Annotated in this window: 16 protein-coding genes and 1 pseudogene; 5 read left to right on the top strand and 12 right to left on the bottom strand. The window is 59.0% G+C overall.

Annotated elements, in window-relative coordinates; all coding sequences use genetic code 11:
- The first annotated feature begins 36 nt into the window (after window positions 1-36).
- Window positions 37-2,616 (top strand): pilus assembly protein PilM, encoded by a 2,580-nt coding sequence (gene pilM / locus Enr8_RS02660; RefSeq protein WP_146429070.1) that lies wholly within the window; start codon window positions 37-39, stop codon window positions 2,614-2,616.
- Window positions 2,617-2,656: 40 nt separating this feature from the next.
- On the opposite strand, the gene Enr8_RS02665 is transcribed toward pilM, so the two are convergent.
- The 5 genes from Enr8_RS02665 to Enr8_RS02685 form a co-directional block, all read right to left on the bottom strand.
- Window positions 2,657-3,610, bottom strand: a complete 954-nt coding sequence (locus Enr8_RS02665) for a ZIP family metal transporter (protein ID WP_146429071.1) — start codon at window positions 3,608-3,610, stop codon at window positions 2,657-2,659.
- Window positions 3,611-3,725: 115 nt separating this feature from the next.
- Window positions 3,726-5,351 carry an HDOD domain-containing protein gene (locus tag Enr8_RS02670; protein WP_146429072.1) on the bottom strand — a complete coding sequence of 542 codons (1,626 nt, stop codon included), beginning with the start codon at window positions 5,349-5,351 and terminating at the stop codon, window positions 3,726-3,728.
- Between the two features lie 110 nt (window positions 5,352-5,461).
- Window positions 5,462-6,130 (bottom strand): response regulator transcription factor, encoded by a 669-nt coding sequence (locus tag Enr8_RS02675; RefSeq protein WP_146429073.1) that lies wholly within the window; start codon window positions 6,128-6,130, stop codon window positions 5,462-5,464.
- A gap of 219 nt (window positions 6,131-6,349) precedes the next feature.
- Window positions 6,350-7,420: a 3-dehydroquinate synthase gene (gene aroB / locus Enr8_RS02680; protein ID WP_246119920.1), complete on the bottom strand. Its 1,071-nt coding sequence runs from the start codon at window positions 7,418-7,420 to the stop codon at window positions 6,350-6,352.
- A 76-nt stretch (window positions 7,421-7,496) separates the two neighbouring features.
- Complete coding sequence (locus Enr8_RS02685) at window positions 7,497-7,724, bottom strand: hypothetical protein (protein WP_146429075.1); 228 nt, start codon at window positions 7,722-7,724, stop codon at window positions 7,497-7,499.
- Window positions 7,725-7,993: 269 nt separating this feature from the next.
- Between Enr8_RS02685 and Enr8_RS02690 the strand changes: the two genes are divergently transcribed.
- Window positions 7,994-8,482, top strand: coding sequence for a hypothetical protein (locus Enr8_RS02690; protein WP_146429076.1), 489 nt, complete (start codon window positions 7,994-7,996; stop codon window positions 8,480-8,482).
- Here the strand turns inward: Enr8_RS02690 and Enr8_RS02695 are convergent.
- From Enr8_RS02695 to Enr8_RS02705, 3 genes are all read right to left on the bottom strand, one after another.
- The gene (locus tag Enr8_RS02695; protein ID WP_146429077.1) at window positions 8,457-9,401 is read right to left on the bottom strand and encodes a rhomboid family intramembrane serine protease; all 945 of its coding nucleotides are present in this window, start codon (window positions 9,399-9,401) and stop codon (window positions 8,457-8,459) included. The genes Enr8_RS02690 and Enr8_RS02695 overlap by 26 nt on opposite strands.
- Before the next feature lie 156 nt (window positions 9,402-9,557).
- The gene (locus Enr8_RS02700; RefSeq protein ID WP_146429078.1) at window positions 9,558-10,430 is read right to left on the bottom strand and encodes a glycosyltransferase family 2 protein; all 873 of its coding nucleotides are present in this window, start codon (window positions 10,428-10,430) and stop codon (window positions 9,558-9,560) included.
- Between the two features lie 2 nt (window positions 10,431-10,432).
- Window positions 10,433-12,199 carry a hypothetical protein gene (locus Enr8_RS02705; protein ID WP_146429079.1) on the bottom strand — a complete coding sequence of 589 codons (1,767 nt, stop codon included), beginning with the start codon at window positions 12,197-12,199 and terminating at the stop codon, window positions 10,433-10,435.
- A gap of 259 nt (window positions 12,200-12,458) precedes the next feature.
- Between Enr8_RS02705 and rpiB the strand changes: the two genes are divergently transcribed.
- Complete coding sequence (rpiB, locus tag Enr8_RS02710; protein ID WP_146429080.1) at window positions 12,459-12,896, top strand: ribose 5-phosphate isomerase B; 438 nt, start codon at window positions 12,459-12,461, stop codon at window positions 12,894-12,896.
- Window positions 12,897-13,051: 155 nt separating this feature from the next.
- Here rpiB and Enr8_RS02715 read toward each other — a convergent pair whose 3' ends face one another.
- The 4 genes from Enr8_RS02715 to Enr8_RS02730 form a co-directional block, all read right to left on the bottom strand.
- The gene (locus Enr8_RS02715; RefSeq protein WP_146429081.1) at window positions 13,052-13,315 is read right to left on the bottom strand and encodes a lipoyl domain-containing protein; all 264 of its coding nucleotides are present in this window, start codon (window positions 13,313-13,315) and stop codon (window positions 13,052-13,054) included.
- Window positions 13,316-13,485: 170 nt separating this feature from the next.
- On the bottom strand, window positions 13,486-14,436 hold the full coding sequence (locus Enr8_RS02720) for a PDZ domain-containing protein (RefSeq protein WP_186767398.1): 951 nt from the start codon (window positions 14,434-14,436) through the stop codon (window positions 13,486-13,488).
- A 63-nt stretch (window positions 14,437-14,499) separates the two neighbouring features.
- Window positions 14,500-15,192, bottom strand: a complete 693-nt coding sequence (locus Enr8_RS02725; protein WP_146429083.1) for a hypothetical protein — start codon at window positions 15,190-15,192, stop codon at window positions 14,500-14,502.
- The gene (locus Enr8_RS02730; protein WP_246119921.1) at window positions 15,189-15,734 is read right to left on the bottom strand and encodes an RNA polymerase sigma factor; all 546 of its coding nucleotides are present in this window, start codon (window positions 15,732-15,734) and stop codon (window positions 15,189-15,191) included. Before Enr8_RS02730 ends, Enr8_RS02725 begins: the two co-directional genes overlap by 4 nt.
- Before the next feature lie 418 nt (window positions 15,735-16,152).
- Between Enr8_RS02730 and Enr8_RS02735 the strand changes: the two genes are divergently transcribed.
- Both Enr8_RS02735 and Enr8_RS02740 read left to right on the top strand, forming a co-directional pair.
- Window positions 16,153-17,307: an aldose epimerase family protein gene (locus Enr8_RS02735; RefSeq protein ID WP_146429085.1), complete on the top strand. Its 1,155-nt coding sequence runs from the start codon at window positions 16,153-16,155 to the stop codon at window positions 17,305-17,307.
- Window positions 17,308-18,530: 1,223 nt separating this feature from the next.
- A pseudogene (locus tag Enr8_RS02740) lies at window positions 18,531-18,803 on the top strand (IS4 family transposase); the annotation flags it as partial.

Below are 18,803 nucleotides of genomic sequence, written 5' to 3' on the forward strand. Positions count from 1 at the left end.
GTTTGCTGCTAATGTCGACTTTTATCCAGCCAGTTCATGAATACGACTCAAAAAAAAGTCGATCCCTACAAAGTCATTCTACGGATCGACGAAGAGCATCGCCCACTTAACGCCTATCAAATCTTAAGACTCGATCTTTACGAAGACGATACCGCCTATATTCAGATTTGCGGCGACCGCACGCGAAAGAACCTGCAGCAGTTCTTTGGCAAGATTGATCCGCCGCTTTGGCGTCAGGTCTACAACGAAGTGGAAGACGCGATCGAAACGTTGACCGATCGGCAGAAGAAGGAAGCCTACGACATCGAGTTGAAACGCAACTCGGCGGTTTCCGTTTCTTCCCATGCCAACGGAAATGGTCACGCCCATGCAGGTCACGCCCCGCCGCTGACGCCGGAGGCGATTGGCGACAAGATTCTTTGCCCGACCTGCACGACGCTGAACCCTCCCAACCGGAAATTCTGCGGCGACTGCGGCAACGCGCTCTACATCGCCTGCGCCAAGTGCGGCTGCATGAACACGGTTCATGAGAAGTTCTGCGGCGGCTGCGGCGTGAATTTGGCCGAGACCGCCCAGAAGCAGCAAAGCCATCTGGAAAAGAAATTTGAAGAGGCCGAGCAGTTGGTGGCCGAAGGCAAACATGACGCGGCCTGCGCCATGCTCCGCGAAATGACCCGGCCGACCCACGAAGGGGAAATGAAGTTCGCTCAGCGAGCCGCCCTACGGATCGAACAAATCATTCAGGAAAAAGAAGCGCTGCTCGCCCGGGCGCTGACCGTCGCCGAAGAAGCGAACGAACTATACGCCAACAATCAGGCCGAAAAAGCGGTCGCTCTTGTTCGCCAAATCCCGCAGCTCTTGTGGCATGATGAGCTTACCAAGATCCACGACAAGGCCAACAACGTTCGTCGCGAAATCAAGCGGCTGTCGAAAGAGATCAAGCTGGCCGTCGCCGAAAAGCGCACCTCGCGGTTGTTGCCGAAAGTGGAACGCCTGCTCGAGCTGAAACCGCATGACGTTTCCGCGCAGCGGTTGGCCGAACGGTTGAAGAAACATCAGCAACAGGCCGACGTCTCGAAACGGGACAAGCTGCTCGCCAAGGCGAAGGAATACGTTTCGGAGTATCGCTACGAACGGGCGTACGAAGTCTTGACCGAGGTTCCTGAAGGGGTACGCAGCGAGAACTTCCACAAGTATTTCGATCAGGTGGCGGAACTCGCCTGGATCGCGAACGACATCAAGCGGTCGACGCAGGTCGATCGCCCGCTGATCGGTCTGGCGAGCCGACTGGTCAAGCTGATGCCGCGCGATCGTCATGCGATCGAATCGCTGCACAAGATGTCGCAGAAGTTCGAGAACCGTTCGCTGCGGAAGATGGAACGCGATTTGAACTGGGCCGAGCCTCCCAAACGAACCACGCTCGGCTCCCCCGTCGCGCTGCACGCTGGCTTGCGTCAGATCAAGTCAGAGAAACTAGACGACAACAGCCACTTCCAAGAGAACCGCGCATCGTTTTTTGTGGCGATCGGCCTGGCCTTGCAAGGGCTCGGCGTCACGCAGATTGATTTCAATCTCGCCCCTGCCAAAGCGGGCATGCTCGGCAAGCTGGCGGTCGGCGGCAAAAAGATCGCCGGCGATCGCGCCTGGGGCATCGATCTCAGCAACTCCGGCCTCAAGGCGGTCTTGCTCACCAAGAAGAAGATTGGCGAAAAGGAAAAGGCGAAGGTCGTTGTCGTCACCGAGGATTGCTTCCACTGCGATCACAAGCGTCCCCTTTCGCGTGCGGACGACGCCGATCGCCGCGGCCTGGTGCAGGAGTCGGTCGAAAAGCTGCTCGCCCATCTTGGCGAAGGAGGCTTTAAAGACGCAATCGTCGCGCTCGGCCAACCCGCCTCGGAATTGATCGGCCGCTTTTTGAAGCTTCCCCCGGTCGATCCCAAAAAGCTCGAGAAGACGATCCACTACGAAGCTCGCAACCAGATCCCCTTTCCGCTCGAAGAGCTTTCGACCGGCTACCACGTCTGGGACGCCCCTCCCAAGGACGAAGACGTGCCGGAAGAGCCGAGCCGTGAAGTCGCCTTCATTGCGACCCGTTTGCTGCAACTGCAGGAACGGCTCGCCTTTCTGAAACGACTCGGCATCACGCCGCATATCGTCCAAGCTGACCCAATCGCCCTGCACAACTATTTCCACTTCGACGTCTATTCCGACGCCGAAAAGGAGATGAGCATGCGGGAGACCGATCAGACGGTCGGTATACTCGACGTCGGTTCGGACGCCAGCACATTGGTCGTCAGCGGCTTGAACAGTCTCTGGTTCCGCTCGCTCGAAGTCGGGGGAGATTCGTTTACCCGCATCCTGGTTCGCCAGATGAGCCTGACGTTTACCAAGGCCGAAGAACTGAAACGGCAGCCTGACACGGCGACCGAAGTCAGCAAGATGTACGAGGTGATGGATACGGTCTTTAAGAACCTGACCAAAGAAGCGTCGGTCTCCATCAGCAACTACACCAACAGCAACTCCGATCGGCCTATCTCGGAAGTGAACCTGGTCGGCGGCGGCGGCCAACTCCACTCGCTGGTCCGCCTGCTGCAATATGGTCGACAGTTCGACTAGAGCGGTTTTCCTCCATCTGTATCGTTCTGGCTGGTTGCGCTTATCGCTCGCTCGCCGGTCTTTCCGCCGGCAACGCGAGCGGAGCTACTTGGGCGCGAGCTGGACTGGTTTGATGCCGCTGCGTGTGGGGCGGCTCCAGCCAACCGATCGCGACGGCCAATAGTGCGCCAAACAGCAAGGCGCTCGACAGCTTCCACTTATCATGCGAGTGGAACTGGATCTCCGGCAAGATGTCGGCCAGCGAGATGCAGATGAAAACGCCAGCCGCGTAGCCCAGCGCTCCGCCAATCACCGCGTGCCGCCACGACACATCGAGAGTACCCAGCGCAAAATAAAAGAGCACCATGCCGATCGGGCACATCAACGCATAGCCGAAGTTGATCAGGTTCATCGTCGTTGCGGACCAGCTGCCGGCCCGCATCACAAAGGTGATCGACAGCGCGTCGAGCGGCTTGTGCAGGACGATTCCCAAAAAGACGCCAATGGCGAGTCGCCCCAACCCGCTCTCCACATGGGCGGCCGCTTCCACGGCCGCGGCCAACGCGACCCCGTCAATCAACGTGTGTAGCGACAATCCCAAAAAAATTCCCAGCCACCGCCACACCGAGTTTGGGTTAGGGTCGCCATGGTCGTGATCGCAATGCCCATGGGCATGTTGGTGATCATGATCATGGTCATGCTCTTCAGCGGCGAACTCGGGATAGTCCTGCTCGACCGGGGCATGCTGATGGGCGTGAAAGACCCGCATCAGAAAGAACATCGTCAGAATGCCGGCGAACATCCCGCCGACGGCCAGGTCGATCGAGCCGCTCTCGGCGACGCCATGCGGCAACAGATGGAGCACGCCGACCCCCAGCATCAGACCGCCCACGCCGCTCATCATCACTTGCATGCGCGTATGCGTCAGCCGCATCATCGTGGGAAGCGCGCCCCCCAGCATCGATGCCGCGACGATCAGGCCGCAATAGACGGTAAGTACGACAAATTGATCCATGACCCTGCTGGGAACTGGCGGTCGAAACGAATCTGTTCACGATAGACGCTAGTCGTAAAATTACAACCCGATTGCACCAAGAAACGGGTCGCAACTAGCTGAATAGCGGCTTTAACTACAGAATCTCGATGCTTTTGACGCTATCGCCGCTGCTGCGGCGAGCGGCCTCCATGCATCGCGTGGCGGCGTCGGCCAGTTCGCTCGACGGAAAATTCTTGGGAGGCAAAGCGATCGCAGCGGCGCCAACGCTGATCGTCAGCGGCGACATTCCCCCCTTGGCGGCCCGCGCCTGCGACCAGGTGCGAATGCCGGCCACCAGTCGCCGCGCCGTTTCGACCGCCTGCATGCGGTCAAGCGTCGGCAGCACGACCATCAACACGGCGTCGGCCGACACGAAGCTCTTGCCAGCGCCGCCGACAATCGCAGCCACCGCTTTTTCGAGCAATCGCCAGGTATGAATCGCCTCGTCTGGTCCGGCCTGCAGCAGCAGATCTTCGTAGCGGTCAATCGTTAGCTGCAACACCGAGATCGGTTCGCGCAATTGCCGACACCGCTGCACTTCGAAATCGAGCCGGGCAATCGACGCCTTGTCGAGCCCCAGCTCACGCGGATCGGTTTTCGCCAACTCGGCGGTCGCCACCGCGGTCATCGGTTTGGCAGGCTTCGCCGTCACCGGCGGCGAAGCCAGAGGGCGCTCGCCAAAGTTCCGCATTGCCGTGGTCAGCTCTTTCGCTTCTTCCCAGGCCGACTGCAACTGCAGCTCTTCTGGGTCGCGCCGGGCAACGTCAAACGCGGCGTCGGCGGCGACTTCCGACAGACGATCGTACGCCTGCATCATCACATCGCCATACGCTTGTTTTTCGTCAATGCGAACGCGCATCGCCGAGGCGAGTTGCTCCACCTTCTCTTCGATGCGGACGGCCAGGTTTTCAAAGTCCGTCTGATCGGCCGGCACATATTCGGCGATCGCTTCGACCCATGCGGGCAGCGCCGCTAAGCGTTTCCCGGCCAGAATGTCGGTCAGCCGATCGGCCAGCACGAGCGTTCGCGCCGATTCGGAGAGGCTGGCCAAATGCAACGTCGCCGTTAGCGCGGCCGGCTTGATCGCCGCGATCGCGTCGACGATCGCTGGCGGCAACTTCCAGTGCGAAAGCAGGCGACTGCTGAGTATGATGTGATCGAAGCCGAGCGTGCCGACCTCCATTTCAAGCAGCGACGCTTCCTCTTCTTCCGCTTTCCGCACGAACTGCGCGTACGGCGCGCCTAGATCTTGCATCAAGACCAACATGCCGACGTCCGCCAACAACCCGGCGATGAACGCTTCATCCCCGTTGCGATAGCCAAGGTACTCAGCAATCTCGCGGGCGGCGACCGCCTTCGTAAGCGCAATGCTCCAATAGCGAGACAGCGAATCGGCTTCGACGCCATCCAGCATTTCGCGCGGCAAGCTAAAGCCAAGCACCAACAGTTTCAGCGGCTTCATCCCCAGCAGCGCCAACGCCTGATGCAGATCGGAAACTTGCCGCGACAGGCCAAACAGCGGGCTGTTGACGGCGCGCAAGATCTTGATCGTCAGCGCAGGATCCCGCTCGATGCAGCTCTTCACTTGCGCTGCATCAATTGAGGGACGGCCGGTCAACTCCAACACTTCCATCGCCACAGCGGGCAACGAATAGAGCGAACTGGCTCGCTCTACAAACTGTTGTATATAGCCGGCTTCGGCGGCAGGTTGGGCGGTCATAGGTCGCAAGCGAATTGGGGAGTATTCCGTAGGCGCGCCGGACGTTCGGCGTCACCTTTAAGGTTAGCTCATTCCCTGCGCTGCAACCGCCCAAATTACCGCTACGATCGCTACGAAGCTTTCGCCTGCTGTTGCTGGTGAGGAACCTCCGCCGCTTCCGGCGCCGGATGCGTCACGCCAGCGACCAAGGTCATCCGAACCAACTCGGCCAGGCTGCGGGCTCCCATCTTGCGCATCACATTCGCACGACGAAGTTCTGCAGTCCGCAAACCGATATCGAGTTCCTTCTTGATGACCTTGTTCGGCTTGCCGTCCAACACGCGCACCAGCACGTCCCGTTCGTCGGCCGAAAGCGAGTCGATCCGCGTTCGATAGTCGTCGCGTTCGGCGACGGCCTGATAGCGAGCCTCTTCGCAATCCATCGCTTTTTGGATGGCTTCGGCGATCTCGCCGGCACGTCCGATTTTCTCAAGGAAGGTGATCGCGCCAGCCTGCATAGCGCTAACCGCCAACTTGATATCGGCGAAACCGGTCACGACCACGACCGGCAGATTGAGGTCTCGCTGTTGCAATTGTTGAACAAGTTCAACGCCGGAGATGCCTCCCATTTGCACGTCGGAAACGACGCAGCCGCGTCGCGTAGGATCAAATTGCTGTAAGAAGGCCTCCGCCGATTCGTACTCCAATGCCGGATAGCCTAGTGATTGGACGACGGCGACGAGCGAAGCCCTCGCCACCGGGTCGTCATCCAAAACGTAGACGACTTTCTGAAGATCCATGTCTGCCCCATCGCAATTAAACCAGGTCCGCCTAACGAGCGGACGAACTCTAGAACGAAGACGATGGCGAAATTGCGGGAATCGCGCATCCTAGAGATGCGGTATCGCGCTAAGCCATCGCCCCTCACTATAGAGTTCGGCATAAAATCGGATATGCAAGAATTGCGATTTGGCGCGTTTCCACATTTTTTCTGCGGAGTCGCGCAAGGGACTTATGCCTTATTGCCCATCAATGATCGCCGTTTTTGCGAGGTCGTTAGAAACGCCACCCACAAGCTCAACATTCCCCAGACGGATAGGCAACACGAACTGAAGTTTGCCATGTTCGACCTTCTTGTCGCGCTGCATCGCGGCCATCACCGGCTCAATGTCAACCTGCGGAGTGGCCGTAGGCAAACCCAGTTCAGTTAACAAGTTAAACTGCCGCTCGGTCACGTCAGACGTGATCCGCTGCAGCGATTCGGCCAGCCGCGATGCGCATAACATGCCAATCGAAACCGCCTCGCCGTGCAGCAATTCGCCATAGCCGCAGGTCGCCTCAAAAGCATGACAAAACGTATGACCGTAATTCAGTACCGCCCGTAATCCTGTGGTTTCCCGCTCGTCGGTTTGAACGACATCAGCCTTTAGCTGGCAGCAACGTGCTATCACGCGCGTCAAAACGTTTTTATCTCTTTCGCGGATTGCAGCGACGTTCGCCTCGAGATAGGCGAAGAAATCAGCGTCCAGGATGACCCCATACTTTACCACCTCCGCAAGGCCGGCTCGATACTCACGCTCGGGGAGAGTCTTCAAAACGTCGACGTCGATCAAGACTCCCTGCGGCTGCCAGAACGCGCCGACCATGTTCTTGGCCGCCGGCAGGTTGATGCCGACCTTACCGCCAACGCTACTGTCGACTTGCGCTAAAAGCGTCGTCGGCACTTGGAAAAACGCCAGCCCGCGGGCAAAGGTCGCCGCGATGAATCCCGCCAGGTCGCCGATCACGCCGCCGCCGACGGCGATGACGACCGACTTGCGATCAGCGCCGCCCGCTAGGCTCTCGTTCCACAGCCGATCGGCCATCGCGATCGACTTGCTCGTCTCACCGGCAGGAACCGAAATCAACGTCGTCCGCATGCCGGCCGTCGCGCAAGCGGCGACGATCGAATCGGCGTAGAGCGGCTGCACGCTCTCGTCGGTAATCACGATCGCGTGCGAGATCTTGGTTCGCGCGGCGAAGAACTCTGGCGCCGATGAAAGGATTGCCGAACCAATCTGAATGTCGTAGCTGCGTTCGCTTAATTGCACGCGAACGATTTCATGTTCCGCCCTCAACGCTGCTCGCTTCCCAAGTTAAAGGTCGTTGCAAACGGTCTTCGCCAGTTCAAACGCTGGCGCCGACTCGCTGCAGATCTGCGGCCGTCACGGTAATCGTGCGGCAAAAACCGGTATGTACCCGGACGTATTCCAAATGGTTGCAACTGGCCGCGTCGTTGTGTAGCGATCGCTCGATCGCCTCGCGGCGCTGTTGCGGAACTTCACAATCGGCAGGCCAGTTCGTTCGTTGTTCGACGACCAGGCCTTCGCGGTATGGATCAAAGCTGTCAGGCATCAGCCCCCCTTCCGGAGACAAGTCTTGCCGCACCCGGTCAATAACACCGGAAATCCCAAGTATACTATCTGCCTGTTCAATAATGCCATCGTGGCATTTTTCGACCTCGCCAGGCTCCAGAGCGTAGCTCGTCGCGGCTCGCAAAATAGCGACTTACATCGCCATTTTGGGATCGCATCCCTGCGATCACGCAGGCCGTCGAGAAAATCAACGGACTGCTATGCCCAGGTCTGACGAAAAATTCCCTCTTGCCCGGCAAACGTCCCCGTATGAACGCTCGCGGAACCTGGCTGGTCGCCGCAATTCTCCTGCTCGCTGTGGCCGCCGCTGGCTCAACCCTGGTCTACCACTGGAGTCGCGCTCGAGCGGCGATCGGCTATTTTGGCGCCGAGAACGCCGCGTTGATTCGCAGCGCCGACCAGGTGTTTCTGCTGCAGCAGTCTGACCAGGCAGCCGAGCGTCGCGATATTTCGCATGTCGCCGATCTCGAAGACCTGCAAAAAGCGTTAGTCGAAGACGCCAGTTACCGCACTGCAGCCCAAGCCAACGATTGCGTATCCGATTGGTCGACCACGCTCCAGTTCCATCAGGGAGGACGCAGTTGCAGCGTCGAAGTCGATCTTGCTTGCGGCAAAGTCCGCCTTGCCGGCAAACCCACCGAACTCGATGCGTCGCCCATTCACGAAGGGCTGCAAGAGTTCATCGCTTTCGCGGTTTCGCGGACGGCGTCCCTTACCGAGACGACCGACTCGGAATGAACCCGGCGATGACGCCGGCGATCAGACCGCAGGTATGGCCCCAGTTGGCGATGTTGCCGACGAAACCCATCCAGCACAGTCCGAACCAGAGCATCATCACGAGGACCGACTGCGACGGCAGGTAGAGGCCGAACTGCGGCTCGAACGTCGACTTCGCCCACGCGAACCCAAACAGCCCAAACAACACGCCGGAGATCCCGATTGCGTAAAGCTCTCCCCCGTTGTCCATGACGTAAACCGAAACCATCGCGGCTCCGCAATTGGCGAACAGCGTTAGCCCGAGCACCATCGCCAGGAAACGCCACGTGCCGAGTCGCCGTTCGAGGATGCCCCCCAATGAATACCACATCCACATGTTGAACAGGATGTGCATTAGCCCGCCGTGCGGAAAGATCGGCGTGATCAAGCGCCAGACTTGCCCCGCCTCGATCGCAACGAACGGATCATGCGTCAGCAAGGCTTTTCGAATCATCGATGCCGGAGCGAAGGTCATCCAATCGATCAGCCAATAGCGGCCGAGCCCTTCGACAAATGCCGGCCCCAACATGCTTGCCGCGGTGACGCCAATGCAGAGCGCCATAATCGTGATCGTGACCGGGATCGCGCGGCCCATCATGCCGGGCCCGCCAAGTCGGCCCCGCATGTCATGAATATTCTTGCGGCGTTTTTCGTTCTTCAGATTCTCCAGCTTGCGAATCGAATTCGCCTCTTTCGCCGATTCGGCATAGCGCTGGTCGCCGGGGTTCGAGAGATAGGCTTGCAGTTCGCTACGGGCCTGCTCGACTTGCCCTTCCTCATGAATCCAGACGAGGAACTGATCGTCGCGCGGATCCGCCTTCGCTTCGATCCCTTGCGTCAACAGATAGTCGACGAAGCGCGAAGCTTCTTGCTCGGTCGCAATAGCGCCAATTTGCCGCATTTCACTCTCGTCGTCCTATGGCAGGACGCCCTTCTATCGCTACCCGGCGGCGCTACGATGTACCTCGCCAGCGCCCTACCGGTTATCTTCCGTTCGGTCCAAAGTCGTTGGACTATTGTAGAACAGTTCTGCGATCGTGGGCGCCGCCCAGACCGACTAATCGTTAGAGCCGTAGTGGAAAATGCACCAAATCGCTTGAAATGCGTCGCGGAGGCCGATCTTCTTGCCCCCTTTCCAGCTGCGGGCGTTGTACGAAATCGGCCGCTCGACAATTCGGAATTTGCGTCGTGCCAGCTTGGCCGTAATCTCCGGCTCGAAGCCGAATCGGTCTTGCTCGATCGTCACCGAACGCAATGCCGAAATCCGCATCGCCTTGTAGCAGGTCTCCATGTCGGTGATCCGCAGCCCGGTCTTCCAGTTCGAGAGCCAAGTCAACAGGCGATTGCCGGCGCGATGAATCAGCGACGAATTGAGATGACGCGATTCGCGAAAGCGCGAGCCATAGGAGACGTCCGCTTCTCCTTCCAAAATCGGCTGGATGACCGTCAGGATGTCATTCGGATCGTATTCCAGATCGGCGTCTTGGACCACCACAATCTCGCCGGTTGCCGCCTGAAACCCAGTTCGCAGCGACGCTCCTTTGCCCTGGTTACGATCGTGGTATTTAATCTGCAGATCGATGTAGTGGGCGACCCGAGCCAACACGTCGCGCGTACCATCGGTGCTGCAGTCATCGACCACGATAATCTCGGTATCGACCGGAAGTTGATCGATCCGGCGAATCACTTTCTCAATCGTCTCCCGCTCGTTGTACACCGGAATCACGACGCTCAAGCGGAAGCCCGGCGGATAGGCGCTCTTGTCGCGCTCGCCCTGTTCGCCCGCTGATTGCTCGTCTTCGGCGTCGAGCGCGTGCGACAGGCGATCGATCTCGTCCAAGCGACGGTCGATCGCGGTAATCGTTTCCCCTTCCCAATCAAAAGCTTCCTGCGGCATGTTGGCAGGACGCGAGATCGTCAAGGCTGGCATGGTTACTGTTCCTTAGATTTTTGAGCTTGCATGATGGTAGGTGCGGCCAAAGCGACGTCGCGGCAGGGTACCGGATGTGCAGGCCACGATACGGCGCCAAGCTGCGGGGCATCGCCAATTTGGCGCTCTTGAACAGGAATAAACTGCGGCGAATCAGGATCGCCATACTCAGAACTGCGCCCCCAAACTTGGGCGAGTGAGTCTTGATAGAGCAACGTCCAACGATCGGCGCGCTCTTGCATCGCCTCGGTCGAATAAGGTTGGCCGCGATCGATCAACACCAGATCGGGACGACCATACGCCAGCACGCGACCGGCGTCGGATGGCCCTGAGTGCGGCCCGCGATTGCGGTGTTTCGGGTCGGGGCCCAAGATCAGATCGAAGTGCATGTCGAGCACTTCCTGCGGATAGCCGGTTCGAAACCGCCCGTCGAATTGCAGTTGGGTATCGCCATCAGCGGCCAACGCATGAATCGCATACTGCGCCCAGTTGTAGGTCGCCACCAGACGCCCCTTCAGATGATGGTCGGCCATGAACTGAATTGCCGAAACTGGGTATTGATCGCGCGGCGTCGGCATCTGCGAAAGCCGCGGCAAAAGGGCCGCAATCAACACTAGGTAGACGACCGCCAGGCCGCCCCCCATGATCCAGTCTTGACGCGGCGATGTTGATTGTTTGGCTGCATCGGCGGCGCCAAAGCAGCGGCTCCACGCCGAGGCGAAGTGAGGCGCAATCCACAGGCCGAACAAGATCGCCAGAAACGGCGTGTGACGCTGATGCGCCGTCGCCTGCCAGGCGACCAGCCCGGTGATCGCCACTTGCGTAAAGTCGAGCGGCTTGCGGCTGAGCACGATCGCAAAGATCAATGCCGCCACAAGCGCAAAGAAGGCGAACGACGCTAGGTTCAGTTCATACAGTGGGTGCCACTCGGTGATCTCCGGGCGGGCCGTTCCGAGCGACGCCAGCAACCAACGATGCAAGTTCGGTCCGTACGGATTGACCAGCGTTGCTAGTCCCCCGACCACCGCCATCAACGTCAGCCGCCGCATCATTCCGGCGCCAGCCCAACCGCGATCAAGCGCCAGCTCGAGAAAGCGACAGCCCAGGTAGGCGACAAAGACCGCATAGCCCGCCACAAATCCGCCATGGGCGTTGGCCCAGACAAAGAAGAGCGGCACGCAGAGCCAGAGCGCCTTCATCTGCGGATGCCGTGCGGCGAGCGGCTGGTAGTCTTTGCGGCGGAATTGGGCGCCGAGCCAAGGCAATCGCCAGTCATCACGCCACCCGGCGAAGCATCGATCGAGCAGCAGGATCAACACCGTAAACAGCGCGAAGCTGGAGAGTTGCGGCCGGGCGTTCCAATGATTCGTAAAGTTGAGCGCCACCAGCAACGCAATGACGCCAGAGACCAGCAGCGGCGTTCGCTTCGCTTCGCACCGCCACAAGATGACGCCGACAATCGCCAAGCCCAGCAAGCACTTCCCCCACAACAGGCCGACCGGCCCAATCGTATCGGCGCCAATCGCTAGCATAATTTCGCTTAGATTTTCGTGATTGATCCAGCGATAGCCTTCGGCGGTATAGCTGTAGGTGGTGGTCGCCGGCAGTCCCTCGCGCAGCAGATCGTTTCCATATTGGACATGGCCCCACAGATCGGGATCGGCGACATTCGGCGTCACCGCCATGGCGGCCGCCAATAGGATCGCGCCCAACATGCCCCAGTGAAGAAAATCATGGGCTGAAGTTGCAGATGGGGAATCGGCTGACATGGCGAAAAAGGGGTCGAAAGGGTCGGAGTCGCTCCAGAATCTCTGCCAAAGAGTAGGTCATACAGTTGCATCGGCTGAAAATCGGGCCCAGACTGCGGGAATCTGGTAGAAAAAACCCCGCAAATCCATATTTAATGGTCCACCGCACCGCGTCACCCCGCCTAACACGTTCCGATTCTGCCGACTATGATGGGAACCTCTGGCCTGCACCCACTTGGGGAGCAGGGGTTCCGTCCTTCCCTTTCGATCAGTTCGCCCCATGAAAATCGTCGTCGCTTCCGACCACGCCGGCTTTCTCTATAAGCAAGCGATTTTGGAGCATTTGCAGAAACTGGGGCACGAAACGGCCGACTACGGCACGTTTTCCCCTGATTCGTGCGATTACCCCGACTTCATCATCCCAGCCGCCAAAGCGGTCGCCGACGGCAAGTTTGAGCGAGGAATCGTGCTCGGGGGCTCCGGCAACGGCGAGGCGATCGCGGCCAACCGGGTGAAAGGGGTCCGCTGCGCTTACTGCTGGAACCTGGAAACGGCCAAGCTCGGCCGCAAACATAACAAGGCGAACGTCATCGCAATCGGCGAGCGGTTGATCGAATTGCCGCTGGCGCTACAGATCGTCGACGCCTGGCTGGCGGAAGAGTTTGAAGGGGATCGACACGAACGTCGCATTGCGAAGCTCGACGAGCCGATCAACTAGAGCGGTTTTCCTCCATCTGTATCGTTCTGGCTGGTTGCGGCCGCGCTGGTCGGCGTTGACCTGCATCGACGAATCTTGAGGATTCGCCTGCTTCGGTCGCCTTGACCAGCTTGCCTCACTAACGCCAGAAACGATACAGCTATCCGAAAAACGCTCTAGTTCCGCTCGTCGCTAGCAACGATGGAGCCCAGCATCTGACCGACTTCGATCCGGTCGTCCTCATCCACCATCTTGGTCGTCAAGATTCCGGTCGCCGGAGCGACGACGTCAAACGTCACTTCGCCGGCAAAGACTTCCAACAAGCGGTCTCCCTGATAGACCGACTTCCCTTTCGAGACCAGCCACATGCTGGCGCGAAGGGTCGAGTCTTCCAGACCAAGGTCGGGCAAAATCAGCGGGACTTGGCGAACTTCTGACATAGATGGCAAAACCGCGCGGTCGATGTTTTCAGTGAATGTGCGGCGAAATAAATAACGGCCAGCGGCGATCAGAACAAGGGCAAATCGAAATCACCTGACGATAAAAAGGACGTGCGCCTTGCCGCGCACGTCCCCTCATCCCTCTTCTACCTGGCGAGACAGGTCTGCTTCTAGATCGCGTGATCGTCTTCCGCAGGCGGCTGCGGCGTCTCTTCGCCCGCGCCGCGCATCTGCGATTTCATTTCCTCCAACATCTGACGGATCTCTTGCAGCTGCTGCTGCATCATCGGACCGTTGAGCCCCGGCCCCATCATCGATTGAATGTTCAAACCTCCGTGCGGGCCAAACACGCCGCTTTCGACGGCTCGCTTCGCCAACGTCCGCACTTCCGGCGGCAACTGATTCAGGTGCTCGGCGTCGACGTCATACGTCTTCCCGTCATGCTCGACATGGACCATCGCCGGGCCGTCTCCTTCGCGCGACACGCGAACCTTGATCGCTACTCCGCTCGAACTGTCCATCAAATGCATTTGCGGCTTCATACCCGGTTGCGGCATCACCTGACCCGGTCCGATAAACCGCCGCATGATCGGCGCTTCGGCCGCGCCCTCGACGCCCTGCATCAAGCCTGACTGGGCGATCGCCACCACATCGGCTTGCGTCAACTTACGCGGGGTGACTTCCAGCGATTTCTCTTGGCCGTTATGCAAGAGGACCAGCTTCAGCGATTTGCCTTCCCCTTCGCGAACGGCGTCGACCAACGTGCGCGCGTCGGTCATCGGCTGACCATTCAGCTCCAGCACGACGTCTTCCGCTTCCAGGCCCGCTTCCGCGGCAGGGCTGCCGTCAAAGACCCCTTCGACAAAGACCCCCTTGTCGGCCAGTTGCGGCACATGTCGCTTTAACAGGCTCGGCATCTCGGCGGCCATCTTCGCGCCAATCCAATAGCGATCGGTCGCTTGCTCTAACGATTCCGCTTTCTCAGCGGGGGCAGGTTCTTCAAGCGGTTTCGCTTCCACAACTTTGCCGCCGGCCTCTTGAGCCAGCAGTACGTTTCCGCCGCCAATACTCGCGGCCATCGCGGCTAACATGAGCCCTTTGGAATACCAATCCAATTTCATGTTTGCAAACTCCCTACCTGGTTCGAGTTGGCGTCGCATGCAGTCGACGACGCTGGTCATCCGTTACGGAAAGTAATGCTTCGGGGGCGGCTGAATGTAAAGTTCCTGCACCGGAACGACCGCCTCACGTCCATCTTGTAATTTCACCGGCAGCCATTGCTGCTTCTGCTGAATCGCCCGACCTTCGTCGCTCAGCTGTTGCAACTCTGCCGGGCTCATTCCAAACGACGTCGGAAATGGGGCGTTCGGATTGAACGGCTTGCTTTCGTCAATCGCGATCGGCACCCGGTCAACGCCGTCTCCGCTGCGATAGTTGACGAACAGCGGCCGCTCTTGCGGGATATTTTCAGAATTATTAGAAACCGCCAGCGCCTCGCCGCCGGTTCCATTGGTTCCGCCGCCAGCGGGCCCCGTCATCCACGGGGCCGCCATCTGTCCGGCGATAAACGCAATCAAAACCGACGCGGCAAGCGCCGCCAGCTGGCCAGTGCGGCCATCCCAGCCGCGGGCGCCGTGGAGGATCGGCGCCGCGACGGGAGACTCGGTGGCGGGGGAAAACGCCACGGGGTGGGAATCGACGACCGGCGGCATCGCTTGCCGCAAGACTTGGTTCTCGACAAAGGAGAGCGCACAATCGCGCCACGCTCCTGTCTGCTCCAACTTGGTTAGTAGGTCTTGCTCTTGCTTGGCCGATAGCTCGCCATCGACTAGCAGATCAATTTGTCGTTGTCGTTCGATTCGTTCGTGTTCGTTCATGACCGGGTCGCTCCTGCGACGCTCCGTACTCGTAGTTTGTCGCGCAGTCGCCCGCGAGCCCTGTGCAGTCGCGCTTCCACGGCGCTATGGCTCGCGCCGATCCTGTCGGCGATCTGCTGATAGTTCCAATTGTCGATGTACTTCAGCAGCAAGATCTCCGCGTCGCGCTGCGGCAGTTCGGCGAGCGCCTCGCGAACTTGCTGTTGCCGTTCGTCCGCTAATAGCCAGACGAGCGGATCTCGCTCGTCGGCCGCGGGGGCCTCTTGAGCAAAACGTTCGATCTTTTGTTGCTGCCGCCCCGACTTGCGCCGCAGTTGCAACGCTTGCCGCACGGCGATCTGGTATAGCCAAGGTCCGACGCGGTCGAGATCCCGCAGCTTGTCGCTGCCAGTGATCGCCGCGGCGAACGTCTCCTGAAAGGCGTCTTCCACGTCCTCGCTGTTCCGCAATCGCGCGTACAGGATAGCGCGCAGCCATCGCTCGTGTTCGGCGATAATGGCGGGCCAGTCAGGTTTCGGTTGCTTGTCGGCGCTGCTAGGCAAGGTCGCGGCTCTCCGTTGTGAATTGATAGTTGCCGCCGGCGGCATTCTCTTGCGACAAATTTTGAGAAAAAGTAGGCCCGATTGAGATCTGTGGCGCAACTTCCCTTTCTACGCACAAAAACTTGGCACGGTTTTGCTCATTAGGCCCGGCAAATCTAGACTTTCGGTGTGCGGCCCGACATAATGCGCCAGCCCTTTTCACCCGATTATTTCCACGCAAACCCTGATCTTAGCAGTCCGTTGATTTTCTGAACGGGCTGCTGGATCGCAGGGATGCGATCCCAAAATAGCGACGTAAGTCGTTATTTTGCGAGCCGCGAAGAGCTATGCTCTGAGCCTGGCGAGGTTGGAAAATGCCACGAGGGCATTTTTCAACAGGCAGTTAGCGCCACTTACACGCCCCTAGGGGAGTCGAGAAATGCCCAAAATTATGCGATGCTGGTCCCTCTTGTTGTTGGTCGCGAGCCTCTTGGGGACGCAGTTCGTCCTCGCCGCCGATCCAGCGCAAACCGCCGCAAAGAGTAACCCCGAAATGTCGATTCAGTCACAACCCTTCGGCAAAACCGCCAACGGACAAGAGGTGACCCTGTTCACGGTGAAGAACGGGGATCTCGAAATGGAATTGATCAATTACGGCGCCACGATCGTTTCGCTGAAGGCGCCTGACAAAAATGGCGTCCTGGCCAACGTCAACGCCGGCCTGGACGACGTCGCTTTGTACGAAGGAGGCCATCCCTACTTCGGCGCCACCGTCGGTCGCTACGCCAACCGCATCGCCAAAGGCAAATTCTCGCTGAATGGCAAGGAATATAGCCTGGCCCTGAACAACGGCGAAAACACCCTGCACGGCGGCGAAAAAGGTTTCAGCCGCTACGTCTGGGACGCCAAGCAGGTGCAGGAAGCCCACGGCATCGGCGTCACCTTCACCCGCACCAGCCCTGATGGCGAAGAAGGCTACCCCGGCGATTTGACCGTCAGCGTCAGCTATTTGCTGACCAGCGACAATCAGTTGATCATGGAATACCAAGCGACCACCGACGCCGCGACCGTCTTGAACCTGACCAATCACTGCTACTGGAATCTGGCTGGCGCCGGCAGCGGCAAGGTCTACGATCATAAGTTGCAATTGGAAGCCAACACCTACGTCCCGGTCAGCGACGCCCTGATCCCGACCGGCGAGATCCTGACCGTCAAAGGGACCCCGATGGACTTCACCACCATGAAGCCGATCGGCCAAGACCTGCAAGCGACCGGCGGCGATCCGATTGGTTACGACCACTGTTTCGTCCTTCGCAGCCAAGACGGCAAGCTGGCCCTGGCCGCCACCGTCAAAGAGCCGAAGTCAGGCCGCGTGATGGAAATCTACACCACCGAGCCGGGCATTCAGCTTTACACCGGTAACTTCCTGAGCGGCAGCCCGGCTGAAGCCCGGATCGGCCAACACGAAGCGTTCTGCCTGGAAACGCAACACTATCCCGACACGCCGAACCAGCCGAACTTCCCTTCGGCCACGCTCCAGCCGGGCGAAGAGTTTCGTTCGCAAACGGTTCACAAGTTCAGCGTCGAAAAGTAATCGCGCTGGACCAACCCAACCAAGCGGCGACCGGACTACCAGCGCCGCTTTTTTTATGCGCAACCCGCGCGCGTGCCACGGCTCTGTGAGCCATCTCTTTTGCCCCGCCGGACCGGACCGTTTTCACTTTTTGGCCCTGCGGAAATCGACTGGACCGAGTTGCACGTTTTTTCTCGCCATCCTTGCGCCCTGCGCAACTCACCCCCCAGAAACGACTTACCACCGGACCGGACCAAAAGCAAAAAACTGGACCAGCCGCCGCCCGTTTTTTAAGAGGCCCCAAGATAGTGGACTCGACCCGCGCGTTTTTTTCGCGCCAGCGGCGGCAACTACTTAGCGCTCAAAGGGTGGACTGGACTGCGCTCAATTTTTTCGCCCACCATTGTCAAGCTGCGCAGTCTCGGAATCCGACTGGACCGGAGCGTTTCGTTTTTTCCACGGAGTGGACTGGACCGCGACGTTTTTCTAGCGAAGTCCCACCTGCTGTCTGCGGTTTCCGCGCGGCGAATCTTCGCCGCTGAATCGATGTCACGAATTGCCAAAGAACGCCCCCCAACGATCGCGCGACCGCCCCCCGCTGAAAGATCACCCCGCAATCGACCAAAATTCCGTGCGCTTTGTCAACCGACTTATTTTTGGCCGGCCGCAGGAGAAACGAAACGACGCCTGGGGCGGTTGAGCATGGTGGGTCAGGCCTTGGCCTGACGATGCGTTGGCGTAGGTTGTCCATTGGTGAAACCGACGTACCTGCATGCCGTGCACTTCCGTGCGGATGCTGAGGCGATGGTTGTGCGGCAGGTCTTCAGGCCGAGGCCTGACCGACAACTGGCCAAGGCTGGTGGCGCCCGACGCGTCGTAAATTTGGCCTCCGTCCCTTTGATTCGTCTGAGAACCTCGCTAGTTCGATCAACACCTTAGCAGTCCGTTGATTTTCTGAACGGGCTGCTGGATCGCAGGGATGCGATCCCAAAATAGCGACGTACGTCGTTATTTTGCGAGCCGCGAAGAGCTATGCTCTGAGCCTGGCGAGGTTGGAAAATGCCACGAGGGCAATACCGTTCGGCACGCCATTTGCGCATTCAAATTAATTCCGGTTCGCCGTGCCACAATGGCAGGGCGAAGCTTGGTTTCAACCTTGAATGCAGTGACATTTTATCGTGCGGAAGTCTTCTAAAAATCGCAAATCGGCGGCCGCGTCTGCTAGCGCTGGCGACCAACAATCGATTCATGTGCAAGGCCTGAAGTACTTTGCCAAGTTGCGGCCGTTGTTGGCGGAACTTCATGACGAGGGGACAGCTCGCGATGCCGCTGGCAACCGCACGTTGCACTTCGATCAGTATTGTCTGCTGGTGCTGCTTTACGTTTTGAACCCCGGCATTTCTAGTCTGCGAGCGCTTTCGCAGGCAAGCGAACTGACCAAGGTTCAGCAGAAACTCGGCAACGAGAAAGCGTCGCTTGGCTCGCTTTCCGAGAGTGCTCGGCTGTTCGATCCGGAG

The organism is Blastopirellula retiformator (genome assembly GCF_007859755.1).
Classification (GTDB): domain Bacteria; phylum Planctomycetota; class Planctomycetia; order Pirellulales; family Pirellulaceae; genus Blastopirellula; species Blastopirellula retiformator.

Bases quoted from the DNA above. Each gene is read 5' to 3' on its own strand.
- Enr8_RS02735 (WP_146429085.1), top strand. From the start codon at position 16,153: ATGCCCAAAATTATGCGATGCTGGTCCCTCTTGTTGTTGGTCGCGAGC.
- Enr8_RS02720 (WP_186767398.1), bottom strand. From the start codon at position 14,436: ATGAAATTGGATTGGTATTCCAAAGGGCTCATGTTAGCCGCGATGGCC.
- pilM (WP_146429070.1), top strand. From the start codon at position 37: ATGAATACGACTCAAAAAAAAGTCGATCCCTACAAAGTCATTCTACGG.
- Enr8_RS02705 (WP_146429079.1), bottom strand. From the start codon at position 12,199: ATGTCAGCCGATTCCCCATCTGCAACTTCAGCCCATGATTTTCTTCAC.
- Enr8_RS02715 (WP_146429081.1), bottom strand. From the start codon at position 13,315: ATGTCAGAAGTTCGCCAAGTCCCGCTGATTTTGCCCGACCTTGGTCTG.
- Enr8_RS02670 (WP_146429072.1), bottom strand. From the start codon at position 5,351: ATGACCGCCCAACCTGCCGCCGAAGCCGGCTATATACAACAGTTTGTA.
- rpiB (WP_146429080.1), top strand. From the start codon at position 12,459: ATGAAAATCGTCGTCGCTTCCGACCACGCCGGCTTTCTCTATAAGCAA.
- Enr8_RS02685 (WP_146429075.1), bottom strand. From the start codon at position 7,724: ATGCCTGACAGCTTTGATCCATACCGCGAAGGCCTGGTCGTCGAACAA.
- Enr8_RS02675 (WP_146429073.1), bottom strand. From the start codon at position 6,130: ATGGATCTTCAGAAAGTCGTCTACGTTTTGGATGACGACCCGGTGGCG.
- Enr8_RS02665 (WP_146429071.1), bottom strand. From the start codon at position 3,610: ATGGATCAATTTGTCGTACTTACCGTCTATTGCGGCCTGATCGTCGCG.
- Enr8_RS02725 (WP_146429083.1), bottom strand. From the start codon at position 15,192: ATGAACGAACACGAACGAATCGAACGACAACGACAAATTGATCTGCTA.
- Enr8_RS02690 (WP_146429076.1), top strand. From the start codon at position 7,994: ATGAACGCTCGCGGAACCTGGCTGGTCGCCGCAATTCTCCTGCTCGCT.
- Enr8_RS02695 (WP_146429077.1), bottom strand. From the start codon at position 9,401: ATGCGGCAAATTGGCGCTATTGCGACCGAGCAAGAAGCTTCGCGCTTC.
- Enr8_RS02700 (WP_146429078.1), bottom strand. From the start codon at position 10,430: ATGCCAGCCTTGACGATCTCGCGTCCTGCCAACATGCCGCAGGAAGCT.